Here is a 13,183-nt window from a genome sequence, read left to right as displayed (position 1 = left end):
TTAATTACTCTAATTTTCTAAAAATAGTAGTTGCATTATTGCCCCCGAAGGCAAATGAATTATTAACAATACAGGATACATTTGCCTCGCGGGCATTGTTTGGCGTTACATCCAGATTGCATTCCGGGTCAGGGGTCTCGTAATTGATTGTTGGAGGAATTATACCATGCCTCAATACTAAACAACATATTACAGACTCCACGGCGCTTGCGGCGCCCATGAGGTGTCCTATCATGGACTTCGTGGAACTACACGGAATTTTGTAAGCATGCTCACCGAAAACTCTTTTTATCGCAATAGTCTCCGTTCTATCATTATGTGGCGTACCAGTTCCGTGAGCGTTAATATATCCGATATCCTCCGGATTCATTCTCGCCATTTTAAGCGCATCACTCATGGATTTTACCGCCCCATCCCCTTCCGGATGCGGGGCAGTCATGTGAAACCCGTCGCAACTCAGCCCATATCCCGCCATTTCGGCAATAATTGCAGCGCCGCGATTTTTTGCATATTCATAACGTTCCATAATCAATATACCAGCGCCCTCTCCAATCATAAGCCCCTTACGATTCTTGTCAAAAGGCTGGCATTTATCAGGCGTTAATGCCTTAAGATTATGAAAGTGGGTAAATTCCGTTTGAGGAATCATATCGGCTCCTCCCACCATTACCACATCAAGCTTATTGTCAATCAGACGGTCATACGCCCAGGCAATGGCATGATTCCCGGAAGAGCAGGCATTAAGGGATATCATTGACTGCCCTTCAAAGTTGAAATAATTTGCCAGCATCTTCGTGATAGAATTGGGGGGGTATACCGCAGCTACTTTGTGGTCGAATCCATTATTTTTTAAAGAAGTGTTTTTTCTTAAAAGTCGCTCAAAAGGGGTCAGCTCTGCAGCAAGCGTTCCTATGGCAATACCAAACCGTTCTCTACCCGATTTCTTATCTCCATGTAATCCGCTTTCCAGCAATGCCTCTCTTGCCGCATAATAAACATACTTGTGAAGGGTATTTTCGCTGATCTGGTTTTCCAGTTCGACATCGAGGAAGAAATCCTTTACCTCGCACGACCTGTGTACCTTGTACAAGGAGGTGTCAAATGATTTCATTTCACAAGCCCCATCACGCCCTTGTGCAAAAGATTCCCAGCTTTTTTTTAAACCGGTTCCAACCGGAGTGACCAATCCTAATCCAGTAATAACGACCTTTGTCATTTTCAGTTCTCAAAAATAAGAGAGGTCAACTATCCACGAGTATATGTAAATAAGTTGACCTGAACGATGCCTGTTTTAAATCTGCAAAAAAAGGAACTACATTTTAAGGAGCTGCTTCAATTGAAGCTAATTTTTTCCCTTTGCCTTGCTTATCTGTATCAACGTAGCATTTTAAGGCTGCCTCATAATCGCCAGAGGTCTGTAAATCTTTTAGATTTTGAATCAAATGCTGATACACATTTTGCCAGTCAAGATTCACGCGAAATGCAAACATAGCGGCATTCATATTATTATTCAACTCATCCTTAGCGCGGTGGAATCTCTTCCGCAACACCTCTGTGGCAAAAATCCTGTCGTAAAGGTATTGGAACCCCTCGATCATTTCATCGAGGGTCAGTTTTTTCAATACATACGTCAAATGATGCGACGTGTAATATTTCCAATCTTCAGGAAAATGTGTACGAAAAAGCCTGTTTTCTCTGTTCAGGCGGTGATAAAGCGGCGTATTGATAAACGGACAGAGTATGCCGCAAGTCATAATATCGATATGCGAATCAAGGATAAAATCGGCTACCCGTTCAAACGTGCCAGAGGTATCGGCGTCATTTCCGAATACCATAGTTCCCCACACGGCAAGACCATGTTTTCTTATGTTAGCGATTGCCTCATAATAATTTTCTACGGATATTTTCAAATTCACATTTTTGTTCATGGACTTGAGAGATTCTTCCTCAATGGATTCTATGCCAATCAGCACGCCAACGCATCCACTCTTCGCCATATACTCAAGCGTTTCGTCATCCTTATATATATTAAGGGAGGTAAAGCCGAACCAGTTTTGATAGATACCTCTCTCGACCATACCTTTAAAAAGAGTGCGAACCCGTTCATTAGATTTCTTACTATGTCCGTAAAAATTTTCATCCGTTAGAATCAAACCGCGGTATTGTCCCTTTATCGATTCAAATTCATTCAATATATCGTCTACAGGCCGTTCCCTGTATTTTTGACCCTGAAATTGTGGGACGGAGCAAAATTCACAGGCAAACGGACACCCTGCGGTGGTAATAATCCCCGAATACCGGTATTTATATTTATCCTTCAAAAACTTTCTATCAGGGCTTAAATTGCAGTAGATTTCCATGGGGGTAAGGCCGCCGTCATACCTTTTCCGGAGACGACCCTTTTCGAAATCATCAATAATGGTTGACCAAAGGGTGATTCCCTCTCTGATCACCACACTGTCAACATATTTTGCAGCCTCATCAGGATTGCTTGTGGCATGAATGCCACCCATAATTACAGGTATTCCTCTTTTTCTGCAGGCTGTTGCTATTTTATACGCACGGTCTGCCTGATAACTTACTGAGGTAATCCCAACCAGGTCGGCGCCTCCAAAGGTAATGTCGCCTGTATTTTCATCAATGGCATATTCCTGCGTTTCATCAATGATATCGACTTGCCAGTTGCCGGGCGTTAGCACTTTCAAATAACCAAGATTTACCGGCATTTGGTTTAATACGGACACATTCTCCTCACCAACGTTACCCATTGGATGCGGGTTGATAAGTACGAGCTTTTTCATGCAATTACCCTTTTTATAAGCGTTTACAGTTTTGATGATGCTGCAGATACTGCTCCTGGCACTAATAACACCTGTGCAATAGCGTATTCATTACAATGTGATAATGAGACCTCGGCAGTATTAATATTCTTCTCTTCAACTAATTCTTTTACATTTCCATAAAAATTCAGATATGGCTTCCCTTTTTCATCATTTAACAACTCGACGTCAGTCCATTTTATTTTACCAGTCCATCCGGTTCCTAAAGCTTTGAACATAGCTTCTTTCGTAGCAAAACGTGCCGCTAAATGTTGATGTCTGTTCTTTTTCGGTAAACAATACTCAAGTTCTTTCACCGTATAAATTTTATTTAAAAATCTTTCGTTGGAAATACATAGCTTCTTTATACGATTTATTTCAACTATGTCAATGCCTATAAACATATAAATCCTAACCAACCAAAACTATCGTAACTCCTTATAAAATAAGTATCTAATATAATTTTTCGCATTGTACAGGCTAATAAATGTAAAGTCAACGACAATTTATTGTATGCATAATATCATCTTTGCTGTTCAGGCAATAAGCCCTTGTATATCGATAGCTGCATATTTACAATCTTACCTTTTTGAGCAAGCAGTCCTTAATTTGTTAAAATCTTTACGATTTTACAAAACACCTTACTTATTGCTTGACTCACTGTTAATTGATTAATAAACTGAGATGGAATTTTCATTTTTCAACCATAATAACAGGATTGCCACAGGCATCTTTGTGGAATTTTAATTTTACGATAAAACAACTTTTACGTAATTATACCGGGAGTTATGCAAAACGAATGGAACAAACAATGCAACTGGATATTATCTCAGTTAATCAAAAACTTAGAAATTTTTCCGCCGTGGAAAGAATACAATGGGCAGTTGACAATTTCGGAATGGATGCAATTTTATTGAGCAGTATGCAAAAGACGGCTTCTGTGTTAATGCACTATTTTTATTCCCTGGGCCTGGAAAATTACATCTTATTTATCGATACGGGATACCATTTTGCAGAAACATTACAACTCAGGGATGAATTCATTACACGATACAAATTAAACATGGTCACATTGTACCCTGATCTTACTATAGAGCAACAAGAAAAGCTGTACGGCAAGAAGTTGTATCAATATATTGACGGACAGAAAGAATGTTGTCGTTTAAGAAAAGAGGCGCCCTATCTTAGTTACATGAAAAACAATGGTTTGATGTTGTCTATGGTTGGTCTGAGACAAACGGAAGGCGGAAAACGCTCGAAATTAGAGCCTTTATTGCGGGACCCGAGAATAGAGGGTTATGCACTCCACCCGCTTTTTGACTGGTCGGATGAACAAATAGAATCCTACTTGCTTGAAAATGACATACCGATTCATCCTTTACATAATAAGAATTATCCCAGCATTGGTTGCGAGTGCTGCACGACGCCCGTAAGACCTGGAGAAAACCCAAGGGCAGGTCGCTGGAGGCACTTAAATGAATCATCTGACAATGTACCAAAATATTGCAATATTAACTTTTCCGATGGTTCAGGCATTTGACTTTATCCATTGTGGTATGATAGAATCCGGTCATGTATAGAACATTGACGATATTTTTATGTTTATCAGTAGTTTTATTAAAGACAGCGCACGTTATTGCTGCTGAGGTTGAAGTTGCTCCAAGGATTACCGATAGGAAAATCATTGAAAGACTTACTCAACTGGAATACGGACAAAAAAATTTAGAAAAACAATTAGAAGGCCTGCGTTCTGAAATGAACACAAGATTTGAATCTGTTGACACAAAATTTGATGCTGTCGATAAGAGATTTGATGCTGTCGATAAGAGATTTGAATCTGTCGACAAAAGATTTGATGCTGTCGACAAGAGATTTGATGACCTACGTTCTGAGATGAACGCCAAATTCGCATCTGTAGACAAAAGGTTTGACATACTCCAGTGGATGTTTGGCCTCTTTATTACCATAAGCATTGTAATTCTTGGATTTGTTCTAAGAATGTTATGGTTGATGCAAAAGAAGCAAACGATAATGGAATCAACACTTGAAAAACAAAAGGAAGAACTTGCCTTTATAAGAACTTTGATTGAAAAACTTTTCCCGCCTAAAGGAGTATTATAGGATCCACGATTAATACCAGAATTATGCGCATAACTTTTGCTCCGGCAGAATACCCTGGGGGCGGGATTCTGGTTTGCAAGCGGTAGCGCACCTATCAGAACTACTATATTTATCATACGTATCGTTTTTTATTTAATATTCTATCCAATACTCCCAATTCCAGATTCTGTCATCTTTAATAAGTTCCGTACTTTGCGAGTACACATCTGATACCATACTGTTGTACAATTCAAGCTGTTCTTTGTAACGAGAATCCTCACATAGATTAAACTTTTCTTCCCTGTCGTTCTCAATATCATATAAATATTCTTTTTTTGAATCAAAGTGAGTAAAATATTTATGATTTTTAAACCGGATTCCCGCTGATGCCCCACCATTCGCCGTCGCAAAAAATGCCCTCGCATCCCGATTCTTAAAACGCCTCAGAAGAGAATGTCCAATAAATGGATTTGGGATTTCTATGCCTAATCGGTCAAGGATTGTTGGCCCTATGTCTGCCAATTGTCTGACTTCACTGATTTTTTGTCCGGTATCAATATTCCAGTTTTTCCCAATAAGAGCGATAGGTATCCATACGAGGTCTTCCCATAATATGTTTTGTTCTCTTTCCGGGTGGGGATAGAACCAATTAATGCCGTGGTCGCTCGTCACAATAATGATGGTATTTTCCAGTTTTTCACTTGATAATACCTTTTCCAGGAAATCGCCCAGTGCATCGTCAGAATATATTGCAATATTTGATAATTGATTCTTCACATCGTTATGATCGTTCATTTCAAATTCCTTTTCAGGCAATTTAAAAGGATGATGCATGGAAAGTGTCGCAATTGTCATATAAAAAGGCCTTGGATCTTCACGGTTCTCCATAGCACTGTACGCAAATTCAAATAAATCCCTGTCTTTTAACCCCCAGTTAAACATTTCCATATCTTTTATTGGTGCATTTGTACGGTCGTACCTGGTTTCAAACCATCCGGCAAACCGGCTTAATTTGTTTGAAAACCCAATATTGCCTCCATGAACATAAATCGTTTCATATCCCCTTCTTCTCAGGATTTCAGGAAAAGACAACAAATTCAAATCAATGTTATATTGGAATATCCATTCAGTTGAAAGACGGGGAAGTATGGAACAATATACCGAAATGAGAGACCACCTTGTCTGAACGCCATTGCAATAAGCATTCGTGAAGAGTACTCCATTCTCTGTGCAAATGTCGCAAAACCTCGGGGTGGACGGCGCGGAATAACCAATGCAATCTACATTTACTGCCCGCACACCTTCCCAATGAACAAATATAATGTTTGGCGGTTCGGCGTCACACCCGGAACAATCTTCATCAATTCCATTTCTAGGAATATCATATGCTCCGGGATGAATATTAGGGTCATAATCGTTGCAATCATCTTTCAAGACATAACCGTCGCCGTCTTTGTCTTCATTGCATACTGCCTCCGGCAATTTCCCAAGTTTACATAAATGGTGCAAGGTTGCCTTTAATAGAGGATAATCGGGGTCTGGATATACCCATGGCTGATTCTTTATCCGGTCATCGTTAAGCGGAAGTGTATCCAATATTTTCTCAATATCCTTGGAATGTCTGCTCTTTATTTCATCTCCAAAAACCAGGTGTTTTACAAAGGCGATGTTATAGTTTTCCGTCAAATTGGTAATGAGCGCCGTTTTTAACGGAACATATTGAACAACTATTCCAGCAAGCAGAATAAAAAGTGAGATTGAGAATGAGTAACGGGATAAAAACACCTTTTCAAATTTTTTTATTGAAATAACCAAACTAAAAAAAAGAAATATTCCAGGGAAAATAAGAAGTTCAAAAGCCATGCATAAAGGATTAGAAAATTCAAAAAATGAGCTTGAAATATGGCCTGTGTAATTGAGGAAACTAAAATGGGTACTATTGAAATGAAAGCCAAAATATCTGAAGAACTCTACGTTGACCATCATGATTGCAAGGAGTACGGAGAAAAATACTTTTAATGAAATCCCGAAAATTTTTATTATCTTGTCCGGCATTATATCTGCCACTTTGAGCAGATATAAAAACTGTACGGGGATAAGAACAGAACAGGCAAAAGCCCCGTCTCGCATAAAGCCGAGAATAAACGGATAGACTCCGCCGGTAAGTATCGTAGTATCTGCCGGCAGCCCTCCCCGGTAAAAATACCAAAGCCTGGGCACGCTCATAAACACCCACATGAGTATTATTGGCGTAACAAATGCTTTGTTGAAATAATGTCTTTTCATAGATACAGCAACTAAATTAAATAAGGACTACTATAAACGGTGTGTATATAAAGTGGGCGAAAACGTAAACGTATTGATAGTTATTTCTCCCTCTTATGTACGTTTCCATGCTTATATCTTTCTGTTTACTGCTATAGAGCACATAACCATTGGGAAAAAGCAACCATCCATACAATAAACCAACTTACCAGACTCAGGAAAACAGCGGCGCTCCCGCAGTCTTTCGCATGTTTTACTTTAATATTAAATCCGGGAGAAACAATATCGGCTATTAATTCCAAAGAAGTGTTCAAAAGTTCGACGATAAGCACGGTAATATTACAAACGATTAACAGAAGTTTTAAGCAGAGCGAAACCTTTATGTATAGCGCAAGAGGCAGCAATATACTTGTAGCAATTATCTCCTGTCTAAAAGCACGTTCCATGACGAAGGTATCTTTTAACCCAAAAAGAGAATACATCAGGGCATTCCATAAACGCTTCATATTTTTACTTATTTATTTAAAAAAAATTAAACAGATGATTGCATCCCCACCCAATGTTTCATCATTTCAGAAGGAATACAAAAGACAGACACAAATGAAAATTACGGTCAATTACGTGCGATGCGAATTATTGAGTGTGATATATTCCTGAAATGCCTACTTTTATTAAAGATAGATGAATTTTCATATTTTTATTTTCTGTTAAAAAAAGGGCTAAAAACTTCAAATAACAAAATGCGCATATTTTTATTGTATGTAATGCCTCAGTAAAACCAAATGAAAAATATGTTGATTTTGGTAGTTAGTATCTATATACATATACATTGTACATGTATATGTACAGAGTTTTTCTTTTTACAAAAAGCTGCTTTTGTACAACAGTCATCATGCCGCTATAGCGGCATGATGACTGTTGTTGATGTTGATGTAAAGACGCATTGCATGTGCCTCTCTGTTGTGTCAACATTTTCATTACGTGCAGTAGTTTCCAGACGCATGCAATGCGTCTCTACAAAAAAATTGATATTCCTTGCGTTAAATGAGTAAATAAAAAATTTTCAGAGGCGGGAAAGAGGAAAATATGAACAAAAAAAACACATCTGCATCAGGCAGGCAGCCCAAGAAATCTACATCAGGCAAAAAGTCTTCAACGAAAAAAAATGGGATATCAAGTGATACGTCGCCGGAATCGAAACTATTAAAATCTCCATTATTTGATAAAACTTCCGCCGTTACTATTTCAAATGCTACCGATTCCCTCCTGGCACTGATCGAAAAGAACCCATTAAAACGCATTGATACAAATGCGAAAGAAAACGTTGTTAAATCTTATGAAAAATTAATCAGAAAATTAGTTAAGGAAATAAACAGCACCAGGTCATAATTCCTATTAAACAAAATTTATACGGTACATTTTAATATCAAATCATCGGGAAAGGTGTTAGAGAACCAGTGCCTGCAATGAATTTCAATTTATTGCATTGTCAGAGAAGGATCTTGCCCTTTATCAAAATCCATCACATAATTTTCTATAAAAGACGCTATTTTACCTGCCGCTTCATCTATTGACATCTTTCCGGTGTTTACAACAAAATCAGCCGTCTTATCATATAATGGTTTTCTTTTTCCCAAAAGATACCGGATTTCCTGATATTCCCCATAATTTGTCAGGCCAGGCCTTTTAGTAGTTGAGGTAATGTCTCCTTTTATTCGTTTATACAGAGTATCAGCATCCGCTTCCAGAAGAATGGCAACACCGCACTTTTTCATCCTCTTTACATTTTCCTCTTTAATAACCACTCCCCCGCCGGTAGCAATAACCGTGTTATTTTGCAAACACAACTCAGCAATTACGTCCGATTCTATTTCCCGGAATTTCCCTTCGTCGCATTCTTCAAATATGTCTTTTATGGTTTTTCCTTCTTTTTGCTCCAAATACTCATCCGCATCAATATATTTCCTATTTAATCGTTGAGCGAGTATTTTGCCTACAGAAGTTTTTCCGGTGCCTCGAAAACCAATTAAAAAAATGTTCAATCCTGATCCTCATTAATACGTTTATTATCAATGAACATTAAACGAACGTCCATATCCCTTACTTCAGTATGAGAAAACCCGACATCAAAACGTATTTGCTAGGCATTGTATGCAATATTTTCTATTATATTCAGAGGTGGTTCTGTATCCGTCCACAATCTAAACTGCGCTGCTGCCTGGCGAATAAACATAGGCATCCCCCCCACCGTTTTACAGCCTATTTCCTTTGCATCTTTTATTAATTTCGTTTCGGGAGGATTATAAATAGTGTCAAAAACAATCATATTCGGCTTCAAAAGTTTTCTATCAACGGGCGTCTCATTTATTGAGGGATACATACCCACCGGTGTTGCATTAACGAATATGTCCGTTTCCAAATTTTGCAAACCATTCTTATTGGTAAAGGAACAACCAACTTCGCCGGCAAGTGATTGCATACGATTGTGATTTCTACTAACGAGTGTAATATCGGCGCCATACATTTTTAACCCAAAGGCAATCGCACGTGCAACACCCCCTGCTCCAATAATAGTAACATGCTTGTTTTTAAAGCAAGCATCCGCTGCAGTATGGCCAGATACATTCGCAACCTCTGCGAGCACGGTAACGGCAGCTTCCAAATCAGTATTAAAACCTATCAAACGGTTATTTTTGTTTACCACAGTATTTACCGCACCAATTTTTTTGGCAATCGGATCCGCGTCATCAAGATAATTTATTATCGATTCTTTATGAGGAATAGTAACGCTGTACCCTGAAATATTTAATTTTTTAAATTCAGAAATAAATCTGCCAATTTCATCCACTTTAAAAGGAACATAAACACAATTCATGCCTATTTCTTTAAAAAGTGCATTATGAATCACTGGACTAATACTGTGAGAAACAGGATTGCCAATTAAACCATACACTGCGGTATGCTTGTTTTGGTTTTTAATATTATACCTATTTAAAAGTTCTTCGATATTGATTTGGCCGGGGGCGGATTCTTTTCCTTTCTGAAGTGATGCAAAAGTCAAATAACTGCCAAATATTTTATATAATATACGACTGATTATTCCGTATTCGCCCATACAAAATGAAATTATGGGTATTTTTGACTGCTGAAGAAGCTGGTATATTTTAATATTATCGGTTATCGAATTCGCATGAGTAACAATCTTTACAATATCAGCACCACTCTGAAATAATGTATTGTATATTTCCGAAAGATTTTCAGGAGTTTCCCTGAAATTATGATAAGAGACAATTATTTTAGTTTTGCTGGCGGCAAACAGGGCATTTCCGTTTTTTTTAACGTTCCGGATGCTGTCATGTTCTATATCTACATAATCGGCTTGCAGTTGTATTGCCTGTTTCAGCAATTGTAGTCTTTCTTCTTCAGTTCCTCTGAACTTTCCCCCTTCCCGAACCGGACGGTTTGTGACGATAACAGGCTTCGTACATTTTCCCAGTATCTGCCGTAAATTCAAATCATGAATGTAATCAATACGCAACTCGACAGCATCGGCAATTTTTGATGCACATTCCATGTCGTGAATGGCATCGTTATTATTATTTGCAACTATTGGTACACAGATCATGGGTTTATTTTGCAGCCACTTTATTTAATGCATTTAAATAGGCTTTTGCACTCGCCTCAATGATGTCAGTACTTACCGCACGGCCTTTCACATTCTTCCCGTGTATATCAACATTTACGTAAACCTCGCCCATGGCGTCCTTTCCACTGGTAATAGCCTGAATATGATAATCAAGTAACTTACCTGAAATTCCGGTAGCAAGATCGATAGCCTTAAAAAGCGCGTCTATGGGGCCGTCGCCTATTGTCGCATTATCAGCAACACTTCCATCACTCAATCTGATCCGAACGCCTGCAGTTGGCACAACATTTGGCCCGCAGCTAATGCTTAAACTTTCTAACTGGAAAATGTGAGGAATTTCCATCTTTTCCGTATCGATAATAGCTTCTATTTCTTCATCAAATATCTCCTTCTTCTTGTCAGCAAGCCGTTTGAATTCTTCAAAAGCCTTTTCAAATTCAATCTCCGTCAAATCATACCCTAACTCCTTAATTCTTTCTTTAAAAGCGTGCCTGCCTGATAATTTCCCTAACACGATTTTTGTTTTCTGAAGTCCAATGTCTTCTGGATGCATAATTTCGTATGTGGTTCTCTCCTTGAGCACACCATCCTGATGGACGCCGGATTGATGTGCAAACGCATTTTCGCCTACAATTGCCTTATTCCTCTGAACACGCATCCCCGTTAACACACTCACAAGCCGGCTTGAATTTGTTAATTCCCTTGTTTTGATGCGAGTTGAACAGCGATAGTAATCCTGACGTGTTTTTATCGCCATAACTACCTCTTCCAAAGCGGCATTCCCCGCCCGTTCCCCCAATCCATTCATGGTGCATTCCACTTGTTTTGCGCCTGCTTTTACCGCCGCCAATGAGTTAGCCACTGCCAAACCAAGATCATTATGACAATGTACGCTTAAAACAGCTTTGCTGATATTCTTTACCTTTTCTTTTAATCCGGTAATTATTGACGCATAATGTTCGGGCACTGCATAACCAACAGTATCGGGAATATTAACGGTTGTGGCGCCTGCTGCAATAACAGACTCAACGACCTGGGCAAGAAAATCCATCTCCGTGCGGGAAGCATCCTCCGAAGAAAACTCTATATCCTCAACAAATTTTCGGGCATAAGCAACAGCCTTCACTGCCAAATTAATTATTTCATCTTTTGCTTTAAGCAATTTGTATTTTCTGTGAATCTCGGAAGTGGCGAGAAAAATATGAATCCGAGGCTTTTCCGCTTTTTCCAATGCCTTTGCCGCACTGTCTATATCCTTTTCCATTGCGCGGGCAAGTGCAGCAATGGAAACACCGCGAATTTCCTTTGCTATATTGCTCACGGACTGAAAATCGCCCGGAGACGCAATCGGAAAGCCCGCTTCAATTACATCAACATTTAACAATGCCAACTGTCGTGCTATCTGTAGCTTTTCCCCAATATCAAGGCTGGCGCCTGGCGACTGTTCCCCATCACGCAAAGTTGTATCAAAAATAATGATATTATCCATAACATCCTTTTGCCAATATAATTAAATGAGACCTTCAAAGTTTTTGTAACACTTTAGTTTTTTGTTTTTTACACTATACATAGGATAAAAGACAAACTTTAATTATTAAAAATTATCAATCAATTTATGTGTCCCTATAAAATAAAGCTTGAAAACATTACCCTCTAGTTTAAAGACACAGCGATAGCCCTTATCAACATAAAATTCCCAGAAGTCCGTACCTTCAAGTTTGTGCATCTGTAATGAATTGTGCTTTGGATTGCCTTTCAGACAGGTTAATTGTTTCTTAAACTTCTTCTTTATCTCTTTAGGCAGACTGTCGTACTGTGGGAAGAATTCGGGTTCTACGGCAATAAGATACCCGCTCACGCCTTTAATTCCTTTATAAATTTATCTACCTTATACGTCTTGAAATTGCCCGTCTTAAAATTCTCATCAGCATTTTTAACCTTCTCCTGTACTTCGGGTGTCCAGAAGTACGACTGTGAACGTGGGACGCTTACTACAGGCTCCAATACAATCCTGCCCCTGTCTATCTTATAAACCAGTCTGTCGCCCTCTTTGATATGCAAAAAATCCCTTATCTCCTTTGGTATTGCAATTTGCCCTTTGGATGATATTGTCAACACCTTCATATTTCCGTATCTCCAATTGTAAATTATATGATAAATGGTAAGAATATCTTACTATACTACCGTTTCCAATTCCACCATTACTTTTTATTTTATCCGGAAAGTCACAGGAAACAAAAACAGATACAAGCAAAAAGTAAATGAATTTCCTTGAATGCCTTGTAAATACTGGTAAGATTTAGAGCAAGGAACTGATAAAGGAGGGGTTGAAGATCTTCAATCCCTGCCGGAT

Annotated in this window: 13 protein-coding genes; 3 read left to right on the top strand and 10 right to left on the bottom strand. The window is 38.7% G+C overall.

The window, feature by feature from the left end:
* Window positions 1-4: 4 nt before the first annotated feature.
* The 3 genes from M5U24_RS05800 to acpS all read right to left on the bottom strand — a co-directional run bounded on the left by M5U24_RS05800 (window position 5) and on the right by acpS (window position 3,223).
* The gene (locus tag M5U24_RS05800; RefSeq protein ID WP_099326624.1) at window positions 5-1,216 is read right to left on the bottom strand and encodes a beta-ketoacyl-[acyl-carrier-protein] synthase family protein; all 1,212 of its coding nucleotides are present in this window, start codon (window positions 1,214-1,216) and stop codon (window positions 5-7) included.
* Between the two features lie 103 nt (window positions 1,217-1,319).
* Window positions 1,320-2,801, bottom strand: coding sequence for a radical SAM protein (locus M5U24_RS05795; RefSeq protein WP_099326623.1), 1,482 nt, complete (start codon window positions 2,799-2,801; stop codon window positions 1,320-1,322).
* Between the two features lie 23 nt (window positions 2,802-2,824).
* Window positions 2,825-3,223, bottom strand: a complete 399-nt coding sequence (gene acpS / locus M5U24_RS05790; RefSeq protein ID WP_099326622.1) for a holo-ACP synthase — start codon at window positions 3,221-3,223, stop codon at window positions 2,825-2,827.
* A 395-nt stretch (window positions 3,224-3,618) separates the two neighbouring features.
* On the opposite strand from acpS, the gene M5U24_RS05785 reads away from it, so the two are divergent.
* Window positions 3,619-4,359 (top strand): phosphoadenylyl-sulfate reductase, encoded by a 741-nt coding sequence (locus tag M5U24_RS05785; RefSeq protein ID WP_157820724.1) that lies wholly within the window; start codon window positions 3,619-3,621, stop codon window positions 4,357-4,359.
* Between the two features lie 32 nt (window positions 4,360-4,391).
* Window positions 4,392-4,940: a hypothetical protein gene (locus tag M5U24_RS05780; protein WP_099326620.1), complete on the top strand. Its 549-nt coding sequence runs from the start codon at window positions 4,392-4,394 to the stop codon at window positions 4,938-4,940.
* A 132-nt stretch (window positions 4,941-5,072) separates the two neighbouring features.
* On the opposite strand, the gene M5U24_RS05775 is transcribed toward M5U24_RS05780, so the two are convergent.
* Both M5U24_RS05775 and M5U24_RS05770 read right to left on the bottom strand, forming a co-directional pair.
* The gene (locus M5U24_RS05775) at window positions 5,073-7,205 is read right to left on the bottom strand and encodes a sulfatase-like hydrolase/transferase (RefSeq protein WP_099326619.1); all 2,133 of its coding nucleotides are present in this window, start codon (window positions 7,203-7,205) and stop codon (window positions 5,073-5,075) included.
* A 131-nt stretch (window positions 7,206-7,336) separates the two neighbouring features.
* Window positions 7,337-7,690 carry a diacylglycerol kinase gene (locus M5U24_RS05770; RefSeq protein WP_099326618.1) on the bottom strand — a complete coding sequence of 118 codons (354 nt, stop codon included), beginning with the start codon at window positions 7,688-7,690 and terminating at the stop codon, window positions 7,337-7,339.
* Between the two features lie 580 nt (window positions 7,691-8,270).
* On the opposite strand from M5U24_RS05770, the gene M5U24_RS05765 reads away from it, so the two are divergent.
* Window positions 8,271-8,573 (top strand): hypothetical protein, encoded by a 303-nt coding sequence (locus tag M5U24_RS05765; protein WP_099326617.1) that lies wholly within the window; start codon window positions 8,271-8,273, stop codon window positions 8,571-8,573.
* A gap of 89 nt (window positions 8,574-8,662) precedes the next feature.
* Here the strand turns inward: M5U24_RS05765 and M5U24_RS05760 are convergent, their stop codons facing one another.
* The 5 genes from M5U24_RS05760 to M5U24_RS05740 form a co-directional block, all read right to left on the bottom strand.
* Window positions 8,663-9,226 (bottom strand): shikimate kinase, encoded by a 564-nt coding sequence (locus M5U24_RS05760; protein ID WP_099326616.1) that lies wholly within the window; start codon window positions 9,224-9,226, stop codon window positions 8,663-8,665.
* Window positions 9,227-9,324: 98 nt separating this feature from the next.
* The gene (locus tag M5U24_RS05755) at window positions 9,325-10,809 is read right to left on the bottom strand and encodes a shikimate dehydrogenase (protein WP_099326615.1); all 1,485 of its coding nucleotides are present in this window, start codon (window positions 10,807-10,809) and stop codon (window positions 9,325-9,327) included.
* Window positions 10,810-10,813: 4 nt separating this feature from the next.
* The gene (locus M5U24_RS05750; RefSeq protein WP_099326614.1) at window positions 10,814-12,319 is read right to left on the bottom strand and encodes a 2-isopropylmalate synthase; all 1,506 of its coding nucleotides are present in this window, start codon (window positions 12,317-12,319) and stop codon (window positions 10,814-10,816) included.
* 105 nt (window positions 12,320-12,424) lie between these two features.
* Window positions 12,425-12,688, bottom strand: a complete 264-nt coding sequence (locus M5U24_RS05745) for a DNA helicase (RefSeq protein ID WP_099326613.1) — start codon at window positions 12,686-12,688, stop codon at window positions 12,425-12,427.
* Window positions 12,685-12,954: an AbrB/MazE/SpoVT family DNA-binding domain-containing protein gene (locus tag M5U24_RS05740; RefSeq protein ID WP_099326612.1), complete on the bottom strand. Its 270-nt coding sequence runs from the start codon at window positions 12,952-12,954 to the stop codon at window positions 12,685-12,687. The genes M5U24_RS05745 and M5U24_RS05740 overlap by 4 nt, the downstream gene beginning before the upstream one ends.
* Window positions 12,955-13,183 lie beyond the last annotated feature (229 nt).

It is taken from the genome of Candidatus Kuenenia sp. (genome assembly GCF_027493735.1).
In the GTDB taxonomy this organism is placed as follows: domain Bacteria; phylum Planctomycetota; class Brocadiia; order Brocadiales; family Brocadiaceae; genus Kuenenia; species Kuenenia stuttgartiensis_A.
This window is presented reverse-complemented; position numbering and strand designations above follow the sequence as displayed.

Bases quoted from the DNA above. Each gene is read 5' to 3' on its own strand.
- M5U24_RS05800 (WP_099326624.1), bottom strand. From the start codon at position 1,216: ATGACAAAGGTCGTTATTACTGGATTAGGATTGGTCACTCCGGTTGGA.
- M5U24_RS05795 (WP_099326623.1), bottom strand. From the start codon at position 2,801: ATGAAAAAGCTCGTACTTATCAACCCGCATCCAATGGGTAACGTTGGT.
- acpS (WP_099326622.1), bottom strand. From the start codon at position 3,223: ATGTTTATAGGCATTGACATAGTTGAAATAAATCGTATAAAGAAGCTA.
- M5U24_RS05785 (WP_157820724.1), top strand. From the start codon at position 3,619: ATGGAACAAACAATGCAACTGGATATTATCTCAGTTAATCAAAAACTT.
- M5U24_RS05780 (WP_099326620.1), top strand. From the start codon at position 4,392: ATGTATAGAACATTGACGATATTTTTATGTTTATCAGTAGTTTTATTA.
- M5U24_RS05775 (WP_099326619.1), bottom strand. From the start codon at position 7,205: ATGAAAAGACATTATTTCAACAAAGCATTTGTTACGCCAATAATACTC.
- M5U24_RS05770 (WP_099326618.1), bottom strand. From the start codon at position 7,690: ATGAAGCGTTTATGGAATGCCCTGATGTATTCTCTTTTTGGGTTAAAA.
- M5U24_RS05765 (WP_099326617.1), top strand. From the start codon at position 8,271: ATGAACAAAAAAAACACATCTGCATCAGGCAGGCAGCCCAAGAAATCT.
- M5U24_RS05755 (WP_099326615.1), bottom strand. From the start codon at position 10,809: ATGATCTGTGTACCAATAGTTGCAAATAATAATAACGATGCCATTCAC.
- M5U24_RS05750 (WP_099326614.1), bottom strand. From the start codon at position 12,319: ATGGATAATATCATTATTTTTGATACAACTTTGCGTGATGGGGAACAG.
- M5U24_RS05740 (WP_099326612.1), bottom strand. From the start codon at position 12,954: ATGAAGGTGTTGACAATATCATCCAAAGGGCAAATTGCAATACCAAAG.